Source organism: Kordia sp. (genome assembly GCF_022447245.1).
Lineage (GTDB): Bacteria > Bacteroidota > Bacteroidia > Flavobacteriales > Flavobacteriaceae > Kordia.
Genome location: NZ_JAKVBC010000009.1, coordinates 71,921 through 91,729, shown reverse-complemented (window position 1 = coordinate 91,729; position 19,809 = coordinate 71,921). Strand labels below are relative to the sequence as shown.

The window sequence follows — 19,809 nt, the reverse complement described above, 5'->3', positions numbered from 1 at the left end:
TATGACAATGATAAACAAAATTTATCGTTTATTCTTAATTCTTTATGTTAAGACTTTAAGATTTTTTTCACAAGTACGATCCCAGATTCTGTTGTATATTTTACAATATAAACTCCTCTAGCTAATGGCGGTAATATTATCACACCAGCATATTCTTGTTGAATTAGTTGTTTTCCTGATATATCAAAAATCGCAATAGTATCAAAGTCTGTACGTTCAGTGTATGTTTGCAATTCATTACCATCAAGCAAGATATTTACTTGATCTGCCTCTATTTCAAGATCATTAATATTTAATGTATTTCTATATTGAACATTGATAAAGAAACGATCATTTTCCTCTGTCTGACTTGTTGTAAACGTATACGCTGTTTGACGTAAATCAGTGAATGTACCTTGGTATCTATCCTCTAGAATGATGTCAAAATCTTCTGAAAGATATTCTGCATCAATGGATAAACTATAAGTTCCACTTGAGAGTACTTGATAGCCTAATGGAACTTCAATATCTGTATTGTCTAATTCTGGTAATGCTTGAATAGACATTTTACTATCTGTAATGTATGAATAAAATTCAATTCCTGCTCCTTCATTAATGAAAGGACCATCATACGTATCATCATAGTCTACAGTACCTTGAGGAATAAAACCTATTAACTGTGTTGCATACAATCCGCCTCCTGATAAACGCAATGATAAACGTCCGTCTGTTGAACTATCACTAGAACTGCTATTTGTAAACGAAAGTGCAGGATTTCCTGCATTACCACTGGGTCTAAAGAATTGAGTATTCGCAGCGATCAATCGGTGTGAGTTTTTGAATGTTACTGCTCCAGATCCTGTATTCTTGGCTTGTACCACAAATCCTTGAGCTGTACCAATATTCCCGTCAGCAGCTCCTAATGGATTTGATCCAGTATTATTGTATTCTATATAATCAGATGCCAAGTTATCTCCAATTGGTGAATCGGTTTGTCTCCAATAATATATAGTTCCTTGAATTTCATCAGAATTATCGCTTTGAAATGATTCCCAATCAATTGCAGACGGATAAGGATTTCCTATGATATTATAACCAGATTCCCCAGTATTTGGATCATTGGTATAATACACTGGCTCAACTATATCTCCATTATTTACGGTTCCTGTGAATATTGCTGTTTCAACATTAAAGTGATTTGCTCTAAAAGCATACCCTCTACCTACCTGCATTTCTGTGTGATCATTACTCCAAAATGCATTGGTAGCTGAAGCATTCCAATAATAATCATATCCACCTACATTAGGAAATATACTTGCTATATTGCTATTACTTTCGTCAATTGGTGTCGACCAATAAGAATAAAAATATCTATCAGAATAATTTGGAGAATCTCGTTTTATCACAAAATCACCAGTACCGTTAATTGAAGTATTTTTTCTTGTCAATAATGAACCATCATTTTCTACTGTAATGATCCCATTGTTTGTAAAATCATAATGTACATCTAATGTTGCACCTGCGTTGACAGTGATATTTGCGGTAGAATCCAAATTAAGTTCTCCTGTAAGAACATGAGTATTAAGTACTGGATAATTAGTTGAAGATGGTATTGTAACCGATTCCAATTTGGTATTGTCAGGTGCTATTCCACCAACCCAATTGGCTCCGTCAGTCCAATCTGTGGAAGCAGCTGTTGCAGACCAAGTAAGTTCAGTCTTATTTTTTCCAGAACTTGTAATCACATTATCACTACTGTCCAAGTAAGAAATGGTATCTCCATCTAGAGCTGCAACTAAATCATCTGATCCAACAGTTGTTATTAATACTGCTTTGTTATCATTTATTTCAGTGGGTGTACGTACATCATTCCAAACTCTGAACCCCCAAATATTACCGCCAAAATTATTGCTAGCACCGCTTGACGATGTTGATCCAAAACAATACTCAGAGCTCCCGCTAGCAGTCCATGTCCCACAATTTGGGTATCGCAAATTTCCATCAGACCTACCTAGATTTACATTTCCTCCATGACTTCTTACTTCAAAACCTGCTCTTTCGTCAAAAAGCACTCCATCTACATACCATTTCAAATTGGTATTGTCATTCGCAGAAATAGGGCTTCCTGTTGGAATAGAAACATTATCAAAAACTAATGCAACGTGGTACCAAGTGTCATCACTAATTGGAGTTCTGAAAAAAGTACCTGCCCATCTGGGTGTATAATCAGAGTTATTGCGGTTGTATGCTCCGACAATTAAGAATTCAGCATCGACGAACATAACAATTGCACGTCCTCCACCACCTTCCTCATAGATAACTTGTCTGCTAGAAGCGTCGTCAACTTTGAAATATCCTTCAATGGTTCTATTATTTATGGTTAGAAGATTCACATTGTTTGAGTCAATCAAATCGATAAAATCATCAACTCCGTCTAAATAGTAACCATCATTTGGTGGTTGTGCCATCGCTACTAATGTATTAAACACTAGTAGAGTCAACATATATATTTTTTTCATAATTTAGGGCTTTTTATAATATATATATAAACGTAGTTAGTATGTCTCAGGTCAACGTAGATTGACGAAAAAATCAAATTCAGTCAAGTGCTTAAATGATGACCTTTCATAAAAATAGTTTTTCCTACAGAGAAATACTTATATAATCGATAAAACTAATAAATATCCCGACCAAATACCTGTCTTGACATTTGAAACTACAATATCTGTAGATAAAAAACAACCCAAATCACTGATAACAAATACATTTACAACTTTTTAACAACTTTCTTATTTATAACTGTACCATGAGTGGTAGTATAACTTATTAAATATATTCCTTGGGATAACTGAGGAGTCAGTAAGTTATCAGCATATTCATTTTGGAGCAATTGCTTTCCTGAAATATCATGTAACGTAACCGTTTTAATGTCTCTGTAATCTGTGATTGTTACCAATCGATTCTCTTTGAACAACGTTGCAATAGCCACTTCAGATGTATCTATATCCTCTATTCCTAATGTATTTCTGTATTGAGCTTTTAAAAAGAAACGATCATTTTCTTCTGTTGGACTTGTTGTGAACACATATCCTGTTTGTCTTAAATCAGTAAATGTTCCTTCATACCTATCTTCTAAAATAATATCAAAATCTTGTGATAAGTATTCTGCATCTATTTGCAAAGTGTATGTTCCACTTGACAATACTTGATATCCTAATGGAACTTCTACATCTGTATTTGTTAATTCTGGTAATGCTTGTATTGACATTTTACTATCTGAAATATATGAATAAAACTCGATTCCTGCTCCTTCATTTATAAATGCTCCATCATACGTGTCATCATAAGCTGTAGTTCCTTCTGGAATAAATCCTATTAACTGTGTCGCATACAATCCGCCTCCTGACAAACGCAATGATAATCTTCCATCTGTTTGACTATGGCTTGTTGTTACAGCTTTTGATTCAGACGTAAGTAAACCTGTACTGCTTGGTCTAAAGAATTGCGTATTATTTGCTACGACTCTATGTGTATTTTTAAAAGTAACTGTTCCACCTCCTGCTTTTGCTTGTATAGCAAACCCTTGTGCTGTTCCTACATTTCCATCAGCAGCTCCTAATGGGTTTGAACCTGTATTGTTATATTCTATATAATCTGTAGCTAAGTTATCTCCTGTCGGTGCTTCTGTTTGTCTCCAATAATATAATGTACCTTCAATGACATCAGAGTTGTCTTTTTGAAAAGATTCCCAATCAATTGCAGATGGATAAGGATTTCCTATTATATTATACCCTGATTCACCGGTATCTGGATCATTTGTATAGTATACAGGTTCCGTAATATCTCCATTATTAACTGTTCCTGAAAACCTAGCTGTTTCTACATTATAATGATTCGCTCTAAAAGCATAACCTCTACCCACTCCCATATTAGAATGATCATTATTCCAAAAAGCATCTGTTGGTGAAGCATCCCAATAATAATTATATCCGCCTACATTAGGAAAGATTGTAGCAATATTCGCATTAGTTTCTGTTATTGGTGTAGACCAAAACGAATAAAAATATCTATTTGTGTAATCTGGTGAATCACGCAATACTACATAGTCTCCTGTTCCACTTACCGCCTTGTTTTCTCTAAAGATTAATGAAGCATTATTCTCAACTGTAATGGTTCCGTTATTTGTAAGATCATAATATACATCTAAAGTAGCTCCTGCATTGACAGTAATAGAAGCAGATCCATCTACTTGAATTTTCCCTACTTTGATATGTGAATTTAATACTGGGTGATTTGTAGAACTTGGAATAACAACCGATTCCAATTTCGAGGCATCAGGTACGACTCCTCCATCCCAGTTTGCTGCTGTATTCCAATTACCAGAAGCTGCTGTCGCTGACCATGTAATTGAAGATATGTTTGAGGCATTTACATCTACAGGGGTATTCCCACTGTTTAAATATGTAAGTGTATCTCCATCTAGAGCTGCAACCAAACCATTTGTTCCTACAGCAGTTATTAAGGCATCTTTATTATCATTAATTTCTGAAGCTGAACGTGCATTATTCCAAAGTCTAAAACCCCAAATATTTCCTTGAAAATAATATTCATCTCCACCACCATCATTTGCGATAGATCCAAAACAGTACTCTGATGCTCCTGAAGTTGTCCACGAACTGCATGTTGGAAAACGAAGTCCTTCATTTTTATAACCAATTCGTAATGAATTATGTGCTCCAACTTGATATCCTGACAATTCTGTTTGCAATACGCCATCCAAATACCATTTCAAGGCTGTATTTGCAGAAGCTGTCATAGGATTTGAGGAAGCATTTGCTGGTTGTGCATTATCAAATACTAATGCAAAATGGTACCATGTATTTGCCGAAATAGCTTTTCTATAATACGTCCCTTGCCATTGTGGATTATAATCAGATCTGTTATACGCTCCCATAATTAAGTATCCATTTTCAACATAGGCTATTACTGCTCTTATCCCTGCTCCTTCTTTAAAAATCATTTGTCTATTACTTGTAGACGTAACTTTAAAATACGTCTCGTAAGTTCTATTATTAGTGGTGGTACTGTTAATGTTTGTGGTATTAGGTACAATGATATAATCATCTACTCCATCAAGGTAAAAACCATCAGAAGAAGGCTGAGCAACTAAGGTAGGTATAACTATTGTTAATAAAACAAGAGTTACTATTTTGTTCATCATATTACTTTTCATCATTTGGGCAATTTCGTTATACATAAAATCTTTATCTTTGAGTCTCAAAAAATTAGAAAATCAAACTTATTTACATAAACTTACCTACAACAATTTTAATTAGGTTTTTCCTATACTACTAAATTTCGAATTTCGATTAAATACACAATATCCAGATAAAATGAACATCTTAACTTCAAAATTTCTTACAAAATACACTACTGCTCCTTTTTCTCAAATTGATGAAAATGAATTTGTAAAGGCTATTGAGACTGAAATATCAAAAACTAAAGAAGAAATAGATCAAATTGTAAACAATCCAAATAGACCAACGTTTGAAAACACTATCGAAGCGTTGGAATATTCTGGAGAACAACTTGAACGCATCACTAAAATTTTCTTTAATCTCAATTCTGCTGAGACCAATGAGAACATTCAAAAAATGGCTCAAGAAATTTCTCCTAAGTTGTCCGAATGGTCTAACGATATTATTTTAAATGAAGGATTATTTCAAAGAGTTAAAAACGTGAATGCGCAAAAAGACACACTTAACTTAAGCGTTGAACAACACACACTACTCGATAAAAAATTCAAGTCATTTTCAAGGAATGGTGCTAATTTACCAGCTGACAAAAAAGATATACTTCGAGAAATTGATAAAAAACTATCAAAACTTAGCTTGACATTTGGAGAAAATGTGCTCGCAGAAACAAATAAATTTCAGTTACACCTAACTGATGAAAAGGATGTAGCTGGAATTCCAAATGGTGCTTTAGAAGCTGCCAAAGCCATTGCCAAAAATCAAGAAAAAGAAGGCTGGATTTTTACACTCGATTACCCTAGTTATATTCCATTTATGAAATATGCTGACAACCGAGAATTGCGTCAACAGTTGGCAACCGCTTTTGGTTCAAAAGCTTTTAAAAATGACAAACTGGACAATCAAGTAAATGTATTAGAAATTGCAAAACTACGTCATCAGCGTGCCAATTTGTTAGGATACGAAACACACGCACACTTTGTTTTAGAAGAACGCATGGCAGAAAGACCTGAAAAGGTAATTTCTTTTTTAAATGAATTATTAGAAAAAGCAAAACCCGCTGCAGAACGTGAATTCAAACAATTGTCAAATTTTGCAAAAAAATTAGACGGTATTGAACAATTACAAAGTTGGGATAGTGCGTATTACTCTGAAAAATTAAAGCAAGAGTTATTTAATCTGGACGATGAAAAACTAAAGCCTTATTTTAAACTTGAAAATGTAATTAAAGGTTCATTTACAGTTGCTGAGAAGTTATTTGATATTCGTTTTAAACAAGTCTTCGATATTGATGTGTATCATGAAGATGTAAAAACCTATGAAGTATTTGACAACCAAAATAATTTTGTAGCTGTTTTTTATGCTGATTTTCACCCGAGAAAAGGTAAACGAAATGGTGCCTGGATGACTTCATACAAATCGCAATTTCGAAAAGATGGTGCTGTAGAGCGTCCGCATGTATCTATAGTATGTAATTTTACAAAACCAACCGAATCAAAACCTTCTTTATTAACATTTAACGAAGTGACTACATTATTCCACGAGTTTGGACATGCATTACACGGAATGCTAGCCAATACAACATATCCAAGTTTAAGTGGAACTTCTGTATTTTGGGATTTTGTAGAATTACCAAGTCAGGTAATGGAAAACTGGTGTTACGAAGCAGATGCATTGGCTATTTTTGCAAAACATTACGAAACAGGAGAAGTAATTCCTATGGAATACATTGAAAAAATAAAAGCTTCTGCAACTTTCTTAGAAGGTATGGCAACCTTACGTCAGTTAAGTTTTGGACTCTTAGATATGAGTTGGCACGGAATTGACCCAACAAATATTACCGATGTAAAAGCACATGAAACAGCTGCTTTTGAAAACACACGCTTGTTTCCTAAAAATCCAAAAACGGCTATGAGTACTGCTTTTTCACATATATTTCAAGGTGGATATTCTTCAGGATATTACAGTTATAAATGGGCAGAAGTGTTGGATGCAGATGCCTTTGAATACTTCAAAGAGAATGATATTTTTAGTAAGGAAATCGCTCGTAAGTTTGCAGAACACGTATTATCTAAAGGTGGTACAGAACATCCTATGACTTTATACAAACGTTTCCGTGGAAGTGAGCCAAAACCAGAAGCATTGTTAAAGCGTGCAGGTTTGTTAGAAGATTAGATTTATTTGAATTTTAGACTAGCTTAGATCTTTAGAAATATAAAAGTCCGTTTCTATCACTACAATTGTGTGTGAAACGGACTTTTCTTTTTGAAAAATTCTTGTTGAAACAAATTAAACTTTCAATATTTTTTGAAAGTTTGAAAATTATTGTATATTTGAACTATGGAATACAAAGAAGCAAAAGGTAAGTTTATACAAACATGGGGTTCACTTGGAACGCTTTGGGGAATTAACAAAGCAATGGCTCAAATTCATGCCTTGCTACTCATTTCTCCTGAACCATTATCTATGGAAGATGTGATGGAAGAATTACACATTTCAAGAGGAAACACAAGTATGAATTTACGCCAGTTAATTGATTGGGGAATTGTATATAAAACATCCAAAGCTGGTGAACGAAAAGAGTACTTTACCTCCGAAAAAGATGTCAATGAACTCGCAAGGCAAATAGCAAGAGAACGAAGTAGAAGAGAAATTCAACCAACATTGAAAGTACTAAAAGAAGTAAGTACAATTGAAGATGACGGAACCGCTCAAACAAAAGAATTTATCAAACAAACAAAAGCATTACACGAATTGGCCGATACGGCAGATTCTATTTTAAATCGAGTCGTCAATCAAGAATCAAATTGGTTAACAAAGACTTTTATGAAGCTTTTAAAGTAAGAATAAACACGAAAGGAATTCATTTTCCTTTTTATTTTCAACAAAACTTTCATAAATTATTGAAAGTTTTAAATATTCTATAGTCATGAAATTTATATATTACACCAACAACATCATTTTAGCACTTACCGTTTTAGGATACTCTATGCTCTTCCCTGGACTCATGATGCAAGTAGTTTTAGGAGGCATTCAAGTACTATTTTTCTTGGTATTACTCTTCAACTTCAATAAGTTCTCCAAAAAAATAAAAACACATTTACTCATTTATTGCATGCTAACCATTTTTTGTCTTTCGTTGTATTATGGAAGTTCACCAAAGTTTGGCAAAAACTTATTCTCATTGATAATGCTTCCAATGGGGATTGCTAGTTATTTCACCTACATTGTATACAAACTGAATCAGACAGTGTTATGATAGATTTTATTCCCAATTGGCTCATTATTCTTGGAGGTATTGGCCAAATATTTACTGCTTTAATTTACCCATATATAAGACATCGTGTTTTTGATTGGTATACGGATGTGAAAAAACTAAAACCATTGAATCAAGAAATTGCTAAAACTTATGGAAGATACATTCAAGGATTGAATTTTTCTTTTGGATTGATTGCAATTCTTTTGACAAACGATTTAAAGAATCAAACACTTTTAGCGTTGGCTATTACAGGATTGATTGGTATGTATTGGGTTGGAAAAGTAGCTACACAAATTGCGTATTACCCAATGTACACAATTCCGCAACAACCGATATTTAAAATTGGTTCGTACTGTATGAATACACTCTTTGTATTATTTGCAACTGTATACACCCTATTATTTACGTATAACCTGATTGGAATTTATTTCCACTAAAAAGTATTACATCATGAAAAATCTCTGTTTACTCACCAATTTACAGAAAGGATTACAAAAACCTACCAATAAAGAAAAGATCATTGAATTTTATGACAATGCTACTAACGACTACAGCTTTTGGAGTAAAGATTTAAATATGCACTTTGGATATTTTATTCCCTTCAAAACAAACTTGTTTAAACGTGATCGTATGTTAAACCAAATGAACGAAGAAGTATTCAAACGATTAAATATAAAAAATCAAAAAAAGCATATTGTCGATTTGGGTTGTGGTATGGGCGCTTCTATTCGTCACGGAATTGCCAACTATCCAAAACTAGCAATCACAGGCTTGACAATTTCTCCGTTTCAGGTAGAAAAAGGAAATGAGCTATTAGACTCTAATCGCGGCACAATTTTAAATCGTGATTACCGAAATACACATTTAAGAGAAAATTCATTTGATGGCGCCATGGCGATAGAAAGTTTGTGCCATTCAGGTTGCAGCACAGATGCTTTAGAGGAAACTTACAGAATCTTAAAGCCAAGTTCCACCTTTGTTATTGCAGATGCTTTCACAAAAAAAGATTTCGATCAGATGAATCCATTAGCAAAATACACATACAAAGGTTTGTGCGAATCGTGGAGTTTAGAAAGTTTAGGCAATATAAATCGTGTCGTTTCTGACTTAGAAAAAATTGGTTTCAAAGAGATTCAAGTACAAAACATTTGGTATCGTGTAGCGCCTTCAGTATTGCATGTTCCGTTTGCGATAAGTGGTTTTATTCTAAAAAAACTATTCAAAAAAGAGCCGCTAAAACCAGAAAGCAAAAAGAATTTAAAAGGTTCCTTTTTTGCTTTACTGACGAGTTTGAGCATGATGAACTTTGCATACTATATCATCACCGCTAAAAAATAAACCAGTATGAATTTCAATGTCATTATTTATATCATTTACATACCAATCATCTTCTTTATCATGATTAAAGTTGGCTGGCTTTTGTTCAAAAATGGAGAAGTGTTTTTGTGTGATATTTTTCAGAATGATCTTGAAATGACGCAAAACGTAAATAAGCTTTTATTGATAGGGTATTATCTCATAAACTTAGGCGCTACTACTATAACAATCACTCTTTGGGATAACGTTGAAAGCATTCATGAAATGATCAGCACATTCTCAAGTATCCTTGGGAAAACAATACTATTACTGGTAATTTTTCACTACAACAATATCTTTTGGATTAAATTTTTAAACAGAAAAAAACAAACATTCAACTAATATATTATGGGATCATTAAAAATTATCATCGCGTATTTTATCTATTTACCAATTGTCATTGGACTAACTGTTTTTGTGTCTAAAAAGCTATTTGAAAGCGGAAAAAGCTTTATGATTGACATTTTTAGAGGAAAAGAAGCTACTGCATTGGCAACTGACAAATTATTTGAAGTTGGTTTCTACCCAATTAATATTGGAATGGCTTTAATTCTAATGAAAATATCAAGTTTTAGCAATCGCTATGAGATCAACAATCAAGAACTTATCGAAGTCATGGGACTCAAAATAGGAAGTTTTTCTATCTATTTAGGCATGATGCTGCTCTTGAATTTATTCTTATTCTTGCGAAGAAAAAAAGTAACAAGAAGTACTCAAAAACCGCAATCTCCTGTAACGCCAAATATCTAACTTAAATTACAAACTCATGAAAAAAATGGTCATAGCTGGTGGAAGTGGATTTTTAGGGCAATCTCTTATTACTTATTTCTTGCTAAAGAATTACGAAATTGTTGTGTTATCACGAACGGCAAAAAAGACAGGAAACAACAAACTACGTTATGTTGAATGGAATGCTAAAACATTGGATATTTGGATGACTGAATTGGAAGGAGCTACTGTACTCATAAACCTCACGGGAAAGTCTGTTGATTGTCGTTACAACGAAAAAAACAAAGCAGAAATTTTAAACTCCAGAGTGCAATCAACGAAAGTCTTGGGCGAAGCTGTACGCGCTTGTGCAGTTCCGCCAAAAGTTTGGATGAATTCATCAACAGCAACCATTTATGAGCATTCAATAGAACGAAAAATGACCGAAGAACACGGTATTATTGGTAACGACTTTTCAATGAGCGTAGCAAAATCTTGGGAAAAAGCTTTTTACGATTGTAAAACTCCGAAAACCAATAAAATTGCCTTGCGTACTTCTATTGTATTAGGAAAAAATGGAGGTGCTTTTATTCCCCTGAAAAACTTAGTAAAATTTGGTTTAGGAGGAACACAAGGAAACGGGAAACAAAAAGTGAGCTGGATTCACGAGCATGACTTTTGTCGCGCTTTAGATTTTTTACTGGACAAACATGCGTTTGGTACATTCAACATTACGTCTCCAAATCCAATTCCGAACAAACGCTTTATGAAAACCATTCGCAAAGTGATGAACATTCCTTTTGGATTATTGCAACCAAAATGGTTACTCAAAGTTGGTGCACGTATGATCAAAACGGAGGCTGAATTGATTTTAAAAAGTAGATTTGTGATTCCTGAAAAATTAGTCGCTACCGGTTTTCAATTTAAATATCCAACCGTTGAAAAAGCAATTAACGAAATTATAAATCGTTAACAACAATTGTATGAAAAAATTAAACTTATGTAAGTAGTGGTTTTGTTTTGTTATTCTTACTGGTCATTTCCTGTTCAAAAGACATATCAAATTCAAAATACTATTTTATCCAAAACAAAGAATTAATAGCTATTAATATACAAAATGACACACTTTATGAATACAAATGTGAAATGAATTTTGAGTGCTTTGAAAAGGTTCATAAAAGCTATAAAATTATCAAATCTAAAGAAGAGAAAAACCTACTACTTATAGCCGTTGAACAAACTAATTTTGTTCCAAATGCATCGAAAGAAATGAAAAAAAATCGTTTATCCATCATCGGAGTTGAAAAGCTATCTTCTTCAAAAATTAAATTTACTCATGAAAATACATACTATAATAAAAAAGAAATAACAAAACTTCCTTTTAAGCTTGATCTTGTAAAAGACAAATTTGGTTTTACTTTTTATGAAGAAAAATATCTAAAATCTTTACCAACAGACTTTGAGATAGATGTTGAGACCAGTGAGGCAATCATATATGCTGTAGAAAATTCTTATCATGAATTATACGAGAGCTATCAAAGATCAAATGTAAGAGATACATATAGAACGGGTATTCTTTCAGAAGTTATAGTTAGAGAATTGATCAAAAGATACTTGAGTCCAGCAGATTTTACAAACAAGTTTGAAAAAGCACATCAAAAATCATTAGAACAATTTCAAGTAACAAATTTTATCTAACATGACTACAATTCATCTTCTCACAAAAATAAAAGCGCCAATTGAAACTGTTTTTGATATTTCAAGAGATATTACAGAACATGAAAATTCTACTAAAAACACACGCGAAAAAGCTATTGCAGGCAAAACTTCTGGGAAAATCAACTTAGGTGAAACAGTTACGTGGCGCGCGAAACATTTTGGTTTTTATCTAAAACATACAAGCATCATCTCTGAAATGGAATCACCTACGTATTTTGTGGATGAAATGCTGGAAGGTGTTTTCAAAAGTTTACGACATGAACATATTTTTAAAGAAATTGACAACCAAACTGAAATGAAAGACGTCTTTTCATACAGAGTTCCTTATGGTACTTTTGGGCTACTTTTTAATTATTTTATTTTAAAATCATATCTCACAAAATTTCTTCTAGAAAGAAATCAACATATAAAACACCGTTCTGAATTGTTAAATTTAACAGATTGACAGACTTTTCGATAGTTACAATAATTTTTTATTTCAACAATTATCAGTTACTTTTGAAAAAATAATAGCACTCAAATGCCAAACAATCAACTGGATCCTAACAAGTGGATTACCCGCTATGCAGATTACCTTTTCAATTATACAATTGTTAGAGTGAAAGATAGAGAAACCGCGGAAGATTTAGTCCAAGAGACATTCTTTGCGGGATTAAAATCAATGGCAAATTTCAAAGGAGAAGCTTCCGAAAGAACTTGGTTGATCTCAATATTAAAACGAAAAATCATTGATTATTATCGCAAAATAAATTCCAAAAAAGGACAAGCCGAAGTTAGAATTAATTATAATTCTGACACCGAATCTGAAGGGGATTGGTTAGAAGAACGCGTAGCCGATGGTTATGATAAAAACGCTGAAGATCAAATACAAAACGAAGAACTCGGACTCGCTATTGAAGATTGTATCGACAAACTTCCTGAAAAACAAGCAAAAATCTTTAAAATGAAAACCATTTTAGGATACGATACCGAAACCATTTGTAATGAATTGAATATAACCGCGTCTAATCTTTGGGTTATCATTCACAGAGCGAGAACCGCGCTTTCTGGATGCCTTGAACAGAACTGGTATTAATTATAAAGTTAATGAATACAAAATATAAATTTTTTATTTCTTGTGAAGAAGCAAAACATATTTGCGATAAAACGCAATATGGGGAAGCTAGCTTTTGGGAAAAAGTAAAACTTAACGTGCGACTGTCTTGGTGTCGCTTTACAAGAGCTTATTCTAGTGATAACAATAAGTTGACGAAACTTCTAAAGAAGTCAAACATTGACGCTATTGAACAAGATAAGAAGGATGAAATGCACCGCAAGCTGCAAGAAGAAATGAGCAAATACTAATTACGCAAGTAATAAAAGTAAAAACCATAGTATCGGAATACTTTCTACCCAAAAAGACGTAAAGTATTTCGATTTTTTTGTGCATGATTCCCAAATACAAAACACCAATAAAACTCCTATTCCTGTTGTTATAAAAAATGCTGTTGAAAATTCGTTTTGTATCAAATATTCAAGCGCAATAAATAGTACAATCCATACATACGCAAGCAGTTTGGAACGACGAATTCCTATACGTTGCGGTAACGTACCTAAAGCTACAGCATCATACGACAAATCGCTTATTTCAAAAGGAATCATTAATACCAACACCAAAATAAAACGTTGAAAAGCTACTAAAAACACCATTGTTTCTCCTGTAAAAACGTTTGTATTTACCAGAGGTAAAATTACCGTAACACCTGTCCAACATAAAGCCACAATAGAAATTTTAAAACCAGTCAAGGTTCTAAAATTTTTTTGTTTAGGTAAAAATGGAATAATATATAAGGAAGACAACAAGCACAATACTACCGCGATAATTAATGTTTTCAATTGTAAGTGATATGCATAATAAGAAGCCAATCCAAAGCAAACAAAACTCAAAAACTGAATCACTTTCATATATTTTGTCGCCACAAAAAAATATCGCTTCGCCGAGCTTCCATATTTTATAAAATTATACATCACAATTGTACCATAAAATGTGAAATATAAAACAGCTTCATCATACGGCAAACCAAATAAAAACAGCGTGCAATACGTCAGCGCATACACACTAAGTCCAATGTGAATACTACTGTCTAAATAAAAATTGAAAAGCTTTTTTAAAACATTCATCAAACAAAAATAGCTAAACTGTTCATAACCCAATTTTTTCGTTAAAAACTTTCCGTATTCGTAACCTTAGAAAATTGTAAAGAAATGATTTTTTAGTTGTATTTTTGCATGCTATATACACAACTATAAAAAGAAAACATTATTTGCTGATGAAAACTGATTCTTTTTCATTGAGACACAACGGAACACGAACTCAAGATGTTCTAAATATGTTGCATACAATTGGAGTTGATTCTCTAGAACAACTTATTGACGAAACAATTCCTGATGAAATTCGTTTACAAAATTCACTTGCACTTCCTGAAGGATTAAGTGAAAACGAATTTTTATCACACATGCAACACTTAGCTGGTCACAATAAAATTTTCAAATCTTATATCGGATTAGGATATCATGAAGCTGTGACGCCTCCTGTAGTTCAACGTAACATCTTTGAAAACCCAGGTTGGTACACGGCTTACACGCCTTATCAAGCAGAAATTGCACAAGGAAGATTGGAAGCCTTATTAAACTTTCAAACCGTAGTGACAGAATTGACAGGTATGGAACTTGCCAATGCATCACTTTTAGATGAAAGTACTGCTGCCGCTGAAGCAATGACCATGTTATTTTGTGTGCGGTCAAGAGCTCAGAAAAAAAGAAATGTGGTGAAGTTCTTTGTTTCTAACGAAGTATTACCACAAACCATTTCTTTACTAAAAACACGTGCCATTCCTATCGGGATAGAATTGGTTTTTGGAAATCATGAAGAATTTGATTTCTCATCAGAGTATTTTGGAGCTTTATTGCAATACCCAGGTAAATACGGGCAAATTTTTGATTACAAAGCTTTTACAGAAAAAGCAAGTGAAAACGAAATAAAAGTTGCCGTTGCTGCTGATATTTTAAGCTTAGTATTGTTAGAATCACCTGGAAGTTTTGGTGTTGATGTTGTCGTTGGAACCACACAGCGCTTTGGAATTCCGTTAGGATATGGTGGTCCACATGCAGGTTTCTTCGCTACAAAAGAAGCATACAAGCGTAATATTCCTGGACGTATCATTGGAATTACAAAAGATATTGACGGAAATCGCGGATTGCGAATGGCGTTACAAACTCGTGAGCAGCATATTAAAAGAGATAAAGCTACTTCTAATATCTGTACTGCCCAAGTATTGTTAGCTGTTATGGCAGGAATGTACGCAGTATATCACGGTCCAAACGGATTGCGTTACATAGCTAACAAAGTGCATTCAAATGCTGTTAGTTTAGCTAACACATTAGAAGCATTAGGATTTGAACAAACAAATACATCGTTCTTTGATACTATTGTTGTCAAAGCTAATGCAGCAAAAGTCAAAGAAATTGCTGAACAAAACGAAGTAAACTTTTTATATATTGACGAAGAATCGATTGGAATCGCTATCAATGAAGCAACTTCAACACGCGATTTACAAGATATCGTGTTCATATTTGCTGCTTCTATAGAAAAAGAAACTATCGAATTTACACATTCTGACACTTCAAAAATACTTCCTGCTGTAGTTCGTGAAACTTCATTCATGGAAGAAACAGTATTTAATAGCTATCATTCAGAAACAGAAATGATGCGCTATATCAAAAGATTAGAACGTAAAGATTTATCATTAAATCATTCTATGATTGCCCTAGGTTCTTGTACAATGAAATTAAACGCTGCAGCGGAAATGTTATCATTAAGTTCTGCACAGTGGAATAATATTCATCCTTTTGTCCCTGTTGAACAAGCAGAAGGCTATCAAATTTTATTGAAAGAATTAGAGCATCAACTCAATGTAATTACAGGATTTGCTGGAACTTCGTTGCAGCCAAACTCTGGAGCACAAGGAGAATTTGCAGGATTAATGGTTATTAGAGCATATCATGAATCAAGAGGTGATACACACCGCAACATCTGTTTAATTCCTTCATCTGCACACGGAACAAATCCTGCGAGTGCAATAATGGCTGGAATGAAAGTAGTAGTTACCAGAACGACAGAAGATGGAAATATTGATGTAGATGACTTACGTGAAAAAGCTCTTTTACACAAAGACAACTTAGCTGCATTGATGGTAACATATCCTTCAACACACGGAGTTTTTGAAGCAACAATCAAAGAAATTACAAAAATTGTTCATGATAATGGTGGACAAGTATATATGGATGGTGCAAACATGAATGCACAAGTAGGATTAACAAACCCTGCTACCATTGGTGCAGATGTTTGTCACTTAAACTTACACAAAACATTTGCTATTCCGCATGGCGGTGGTGGACCTGGAGTTGGCCCAATTTGTGTTGCTGCGCATTTAGCTCCTTTCTTACCAAGCAATCCAATCATTGAAACTGGTGGAGAAAAAGCCATTACAGCAATTTCTTCAGCACCTTGGGGAAGCGCTTTGGTATGTTTAATCTCTTATGGCTACATTGCTATGTTAGGCTCTAAAGGTTTAACGGAAGCTACACAATATGCCATCTTAAACGCTAACTATATCAAAGCCCGTTTAGAAACAAAATTTGATATCCTATACACAAATGAACGCGGACGTTGTGCACACGAAATGATTATAGAATGTAGACCATTCAAACAACATGGAATTGAAGTAACTGACATTGCAAAGCGTTTGATGGACTACGGTTTCCATGCACCTACAGTATCGTTCCCTGTAGCAGGAACAATCATGATAGAACCAACTGAAAGTGAGAGCGTAGCTGAGTTAGACAGATTCTGTGATGCAATGCTAGCAATCTTTGATGAAATTTCAGAAGTAAGCGCAAGTGATCCTAACAATGTTTTGAAAAATGCACCGCATACACTCAGTATGTTAACCGCTGATGAATGGAATCTTCCATACTCACGTCAAAAAGCGGCATTCCCATTACCGTATGTTGCTGAAAACAAATTTTGGCCTTCAGTTCGTAGAGTGGATGATGCTTACGGAGATCGAAACTTAATTTGTACATGCGCTCCTATTGAAGAATATGCAGAAGCATAAAAAACAAACATATTTATAGACTAAGAGCGTTCAATAGAACGCTCTTTTTTTTGAATTTCTTCAAATCTTCTTTGAATTATTACTAATTATAACCGCTTTATTTTGAGAAATATTCAAAACCTTAACATTTGAGTGCATTATCCTCAAAAATGTGAATTTTGAAGTGTTTGCTAAATAATTGAAAGCGTTTTATCGTTAATTTAGTAGTCTATATTCCCAAAACTACGATTATATGAACGTTAAAATAACGGGAACAGGATGCTATATTCCTTCCGAAGTTGAAACAAATGAAGATTTTCACCAGCATGAATTTTTAAATGATGATGGTAGTCCATTCAAACAAAATACGAATGTGATTATCAAAAAATTTAAATCCATTACAGGAATTGGTGAACGAAGATATGCTAAGGATCACCACTGTTCGTCTGATTTGGCATTTTTTGCCGCTGAAAAAGCGATTACAGATGCAAATATCAATCCTGAAGAATTGGATTATATCATTTTTGCACACAATTTTGGCGATGTAAAACACAACACGATTCAAAGTGACATTTTACCTAGCTTGGCAAGTAGAGTCAAACATAGTTTGCGTATCAAAAATCCAAAATGTGTAGCCTACGATATTCTTTTTGGCTGCCCAGGTTGGGTTGAAGGAATGATTCAAGCAAATGCTTTTATCAAAGCTGGAATTGCTAAAAAATGCTTAGTTATTGGCTCCGAAACGTTATCAAGAGTTGTAGACAAACACGATCGCGATTCTATGATTTATTCCGATGGTGCTGGCGCTACTATTCTAGAAGTTTCTGATGATGAAAGTGGTATTATTGCACATGAAACAGCTACTTTTGCGTATGATGAAGCGTATTATCTATACTTTGGAAAATCAAACAATCAAGAATTATGCGAAGACACACGTTATATCAAAATGTATGGACGTAAAATTTACGAGTTTGCATTAACCAATGTTCCGGCAGCAATGAAATATTGTTTGGATAAAAGCGGTGTAGCTATTACCGATTTGAAAAAAATATTTATCCATCAAGCTAATGAAAAAATGGATGAAGCTATTATTGAACGTTTTTACAAATTATACGATCAAGAAGCTCCCGAAGGTATTATGCCCATGAACATTCATAAATTAGGAAATAGTTCTGTAGCAACGATTCCTACATTATTTGACATGGTAACCAAAGGAAAAGTAGAAAATCAAGATATACAAAAAGGCGACATTATTATGTTTGCAAGTGTTGGTGCTGGAATGAACATCAACGCGGTTGTTTATAAATATTAGTATGAATCATGATACGATCGCCATCATTGGTGGCGGAAATTTAGGAAAGTCTATTGCGCAAGGATTGCTGAAACAACACAACAATCATTCGCAAATCTACGTAACACGTAATAAGGTTGAATTGTTGGATGATTTGAAAGTACAAGGCGTTCATACAACTTCTAACAATGTAGAAGCTGTAAAAAACTCTAAAACCCTAATTTTTGCATTAAAACCGTATCGAATAGAAAGCGTACTCAAAGAATTAGCACCACATATCACAGCAGAACATTTAATTATCTCTGTAATTAGTGATTTTTCCTTGGAACAACTAGCGGCATGTGTTAACGAAAATGTTCAAATTGTACGTGCGATGCCAAACACTGCTGCTGCAATTGGCGAATCGCTAACATGTTTAGCAACGAAAAATGCTTCTGCAGAAAACATGTCGAAAACAAAATTTATTTTTGACGCCTTAGGCGAAACTATTGAGATTGATGAAAGTTTGATGGATGCTGCAACCGTTTTAGGTGCATGCGGAATTGCTTATGTACTACGCTTTATCCGCGCTATGATTCAAGGTGGAATTGAAATAGGTTTTGATGCTAAAACTGCTACTAAAATCGCTTCACAAACCGTAAAAGGAGCGAGTGAATTATTACTCCAAAACGGCAATCATCCTGAGGAAGAAATTGACAAAGTTACCACGCCAAAAGGTTGCACAATTGCTGGTTTGAACGAAATGGAACACCAAGGATTTAGTTCTTCATTAATCAAAGGAATTAAAACGTCTATTGAAACAATTCAGAAGAAATGAACATGAAAAACTCACTTGCTTTTTGCTTTCTAATACTTACATGTGCATTTTCTTATGCGCAAAATAAGTGTGAAAAATTCAAAACAGGAGAATTTGTAAATACTGAAAATGGTATTGTAAAAACTAGTATTCAGCGCAACGATTCCATTTAAACAGAACAATTCAATGGAAAAGAGATAAAGCTACAAATCACTTGGATTGATGATTGCAGTTACCGTCTTAAATTTTTAGAAGGCAATGAGGCTTTTGATAAATCAAGACTCAAAGATATGCCTATGTATGATTTAATGGTT

At 33.8% G+C, this 19,809-nt stretch carries 19 protein-coding genes; 16 read left to right on the top strand and 3 right to left on the bottom strand.

Annotated elements, in window-relative coordinates:
- Positions 1–47 precede the first annotated feature (47 nt).
- Both MK119_RS08195 and MK119_RS08190 read right to left on the bottom strand, forming a co-directional pair.
- Positions 48–2,498 (bottom strand): LamG-like jellyroll fold domain-containing protein, encoded by a 2,451-nt coding sequence (locus MK119_RS08195; protein ID WP_290672853.1) that lies wholly within the window; start codon positions 2,496–2,498, stop codon positions 48–50.
- 248 nt (positions 2,499–2,746) lie between these two features.
- Positions 2,747–5,236 carry a T9SS type A sorting domain-containing protein gene (locus MK119_RS08190; RefSeq protein ID WP_290672850.1) on the bottom strand — a complete coding sequence of 830 codons (2,490 nt, stop codon included), beginning with the start codon at positions 5,234–5,236 and terminating at the stop codon, positions 2,747–2,749.
- 136 nt (positions 5,237–5,372) lie between these two features.
- Here MK119_RS08190 and MK119_RS08185 point away from each other — a divergent pair, with 136 nt between their 5' ends.
- The 12 genes from MK119_RS08185 (at position 5,373) to MK119_RS08130 (ending at position 13,617) form a co-directional block, all read left to right on the top strand.
- Entirely contained in the window at positions 5,373–7,406 is a 2,034-nt protein-coding gene (locus MK119_RS08185) for a M3 family metallopeptidase (RefSeq protein ID WP_290672847.1), read from the top strand.
- 165 nt (positions 7,407–7,571) lie between these two features.
- The gene (locus MK119_RS08180) at positions 7,572–8,075 is read left to right on the top strand and encodes a MarR family transcriptional regulator (protein ID WP_290672844.1); all 504 of its coding nucleotides are present in this window, start codon (positions 7,572–7,574) and stop codon (positions 8,073–8,075) included.
- Between the two features lie 85 nt (positions 8,076–8,160).
- Positions 8,161–8,490: a hypothetical protein gene (locus MK119_RS08175; RefSeq protein ID WP_290672841.1), complete on the top strand. Its 330-nt coding sequence runs from the start codon at positions 8,161–8,163 to the stop codon at positions 8,488–8,490.
- Positions 8,487–8,927 (top strand): hypothetical protein, encoded by a 441-nt coding sequence (locus MK119_RS08170; protein WP_290672838.1) that lies wholly within the window; start codon positions 8,487–8,489, stop codon positions 8,925–8,927. The genes MK119_RS08175 and MK119_RS08170 overlap by 4 nt, the downstream gene beginning before the upstream one ends.
- 13 nt (positions 8,928–8,940) lie before the next feature.
- On the top strand, positions 8,941–9,828 hold the full coding sequence (locus tag MK119_RS08165; RefSeq protein ID WP_290672835.1) for a class I SAM-dependent methyltransferase: 888 nt from the start codon (positions 8,941–8,943) through the stop codon (positions 9,826–9,828).
- 6 nt (positions 9,829–9,834) lie between these two features.
- The gene (locus MK119_RS08160; protein WP_290672833.1) at positions 9,835–10,188 is read left to right on the top strand and encodes a hypothetical protein; all 354 of its coding nucleotides are present in this window, start codon (positions 9,835–9,837) and stop codon (positions 10,186–10,188) included.
- 6 nt (positions 10,189–10,194) lie between these two features.
- On the top strand, positions 10,195–10,596 hold the full coding sequence (locus MK119_RS08155) for a hypothetical protein (RefSeq protein WP_290672830.1): 402 nt from the start codon (positions 10,195–10,197) through the stop codon (positions 10,594–10,596).
- Positions 10,597–10,612: 16 nt separating this feature from the next.
- The gene (locus MK119_RS08150; protein WP_290672828.1) at positions 10,613–11,527 is read left to right on the top strand and encodes a TIGR01777 family oxidoreductase; all 915 of its coding nucleotides are present in this window, start codon (positions 10,613–10,615) and stop codon (positions 11,525–11,527) included.
- Between the two features lie 47 nt (positions 11,528–11,574).
- On the top strand, positions 11,575–12,252 hold the full coding sequence (locus tag MK119_RS08145; RefSeq protein ID WP_290672825.1) for a hypothetical protein: 678 nt from the start codon (positions 11,575–11,577) through the stop codon (positions 12,250–12,252).
- Between the two features lies 1 nt (position 12,253).
- Positions 12,254–12,718 carry an SRPBCC family protein gene (locus tag MK119_RS08140; RefSeq protein ID WP_290672821.1) on the top strand — a complete coding sequence of 155 codons (465 nt, stop codon included), beginning with the start codon at positions 12,254–12,256 and terminating at the stop codon, positions 12,716–12,718.
- A gap of 75 nt (positions 12,719–12,793) precedes the next feature.
- Positions 12,794–13,348: a sigma-70 family RNA polymerase sigma factor gene (locus MK119_RS08135; RefSeq protein ID WP_290672818.1), complete on the top strand. Its 555-nt coding sequence runs from the start codon at positions 12,794–12,796 to the stop codon at positions 13,346–13,348.
- A gap of 11 nt (positions 13,349–13,359) precedes the next feature.
- Positions 13,360–13,617: a hypothetical protein gene (locus MK119_RS08130; RefSeq protein WP_290672815.1), complete on the top strand. Its 258-nt coding sequence runs from the start codon at positions 13,360–13,362 to the stop codon at positions 13,615–13,617.
- On the opposite strand, the gene MK119_RS08125 is transcribed toward MK119_RS08130, so the two are convergent.
- Entirely contained in the window at positions 13,618–14,433 is an 816-nt protein-coding gene (locus tag MK119_RS08125) for a hypothetical protein (protein WP_290672812.1), read from the bottom strand. It abuts the gene before it with no gap.
- A gap of 149 nt (positions 14,434–14,582) precedes the next feature.
- On the opposite strand from MK119_RS08125, the gene gcvP reads away from it, so the two are divergent.
- The 4 genes from gcvP (at position 14,583) to MK119_RS08105 (ending at position 19,668) form a co-directional block, all read left to right on the top strand.
- Positions 14,583–17,429, top strand: a complete 2,847-nt coding sequence (gene gcvP / locus MK119_RS08120; protein WP_290672810.1) for an aminomethyl-transferring glycine dehydrogenase — start codon at positions 14,583–14,585, stop codon at positions 17,427–17,429.
- Between the two features lie 232 nt (positions 17,430–17,661).
- Positions 17,662–18,720, top strand: coding sequence for a 3-oxoacyl-ACP synthase III family protein (locus MK119_RS08115; RefSeq protein ID WP_290672807.1), 1,059 nt, complete (start codon positions 17,662–17,664; stop codon positions 18,718–18,720).
- Position 18,721: 1 nt separating this feature from the next.
- Complete coding sequence (gene proC, locus MK119_RS08110) at positions 18,722–19,516, top strand: pyrroline-5-carboxylate reductase (protein WP_290672804.1); 795 nt, start codon at positions 18,722–18,724, stop codon at positions 19,514–19,516.
- A 2-nt stretch (positions 19,517–19,518) separates the two neighbouring features.
- Complete coding sequence (locus tag MK119_RS08105) at positions 19,519–19,668, top strand: hypothetical protein (protein ID WP_290672801.1); 150 nt, start codon at positions 19,519–19,521, stop codon at positions 19,666–19,668.
- The last annotated feature ends 141 nt before the right edge of the window (positions 19,669–19,809 follow it).

What these genes read in the sequence shown, in the direction of transcription:
- MK119_RS08180 (WP_290672844.1), top strand. Translation starts at nt 7,572, where the DNA reads ATGGAATACAAAGAAGCAAAAGGTAAGTTTATACAAACATGGGGTTCA.
- MK119_RS08125 (WP_290672812.1), bottom strand. Translation starts at nt 14,433, where the DNA reads ATGAATGTTTTAAAAAAGCTTTTCAATTTTTATTTAGACAGTAGTATT.
- MK119_RS08140 (WP_290672821.1), top strand. Translation starts at nt 12,254, where the DNA reads ATGACTACAATTCATCTTCTCACAAAAATAAAAGCGCCAATTGAAACT.
- MK119_RS08135 (WP_290672818.1), top strand. Translation starts at nt 12,794, where the DNA reads ATGCCAAACAATCAACTGGATCCTAACAAGTGGATTACCCGCTATGCA.
- MK119_RS08160 (WP_290672833.1), top strand. Translation starts at nt 9,835, where the DNA reads ATGAATTTCAATGTCATTATTTATATCATTTACATACCAATCATCTTC.
- MK119_RS08130 (WP_290672815.1), top strand. Translation starts at nt 13,360, where the DNA reads ATGAATACAAAATATAAATTTTTTATTTCTTGTGAAGAAGCAAAACAT.
- MK119_RS08115 (WP_290672807.1), top strand. Translation starts at nt 17,662, where the DNA reads ATGAACGTTAAAATAACGGGAACAGGATGCTATATTCCTTCCGAAGTT.
- MK119_RS08195 (WP_290672853.1), bottom strand. Translation starts at nt 2,498, where the DNA reads ATGAAAAAAATATATATGTTGACTCTACTAGTGTTTAATACATTAGTA.
- MK119_RS08190 (WP_290672850.1), bottom strand. Translation starts at nt 5,236, where the DNA reads ATGTATAACGAAATTGCCCAAATGATGAAAAGTAATATGATGAACAAA.
- MK119_RS08150 (WP_290672828.1), top strand. Translation starts at nt 10,613, where the DNA reads ATGAAAAAAATGGTCATAGCTGGTGGAAGTGGATTTTTAGGGCAATCT.
- proC (WP_290672804.1), top strand. Translation starts at nt 18,722, where the DNA reads ATGAATCATGATACGATCGCCATCATTGGTGGCGGAAATTTAGGAAAG.
- MK119_RS08175 (WP_290672841.1), top strand. Translation starts at nt 8,161, where the DNA reads ATGAAATTTATATATTACACCAACAACATCATTTTAGCACTTACCGTT.
- MK119_RS08155 (WP_290672830.1), top strand. Translation starts at nt 10,195, where the DNA reads ATGGGATCATTAAAAATTATCATCGCGTATTTTATCTATTTACCAATT.
- MK119_RS08185 (WP_290672847.1), top strand. Translation starts at nt 5,373, where the DNA reads ATGAACATCTTAACTTCAAAATTTCTTACAAAATACACTACTGCTCCT.
- MK119_RS08165 (WP_290672835.1), top strand. Translation starts at nt 8,941, where the DNA reads ATGAAAAATCTCTGTTTACTCACCAATTTACAGAAAGGATTACAAAAA.
- MK119_RS08170 (WP_290672838.1), top strand. Translation starts at nt 8,487, where the DNA reads ATGATAGATTTTATTCCCAATTGGCTCATTATTCTTGGAGGTATTGGC.
- MK119_RS08105 (WP_290672801.1), top strand. Translation starts at nt 19,519, where the DNA reads ATGAAAAACTCACTTGCTTTTTGCTTTCTAATACTTACATGTGCATTT.
- gcvP (WP_290672810.1), top strand. Translation starts at nt 14,583, where the DNA reads ATGAAAACTGATTCTTTTTCATTGAGACACAACGGAACACGAACTCAA.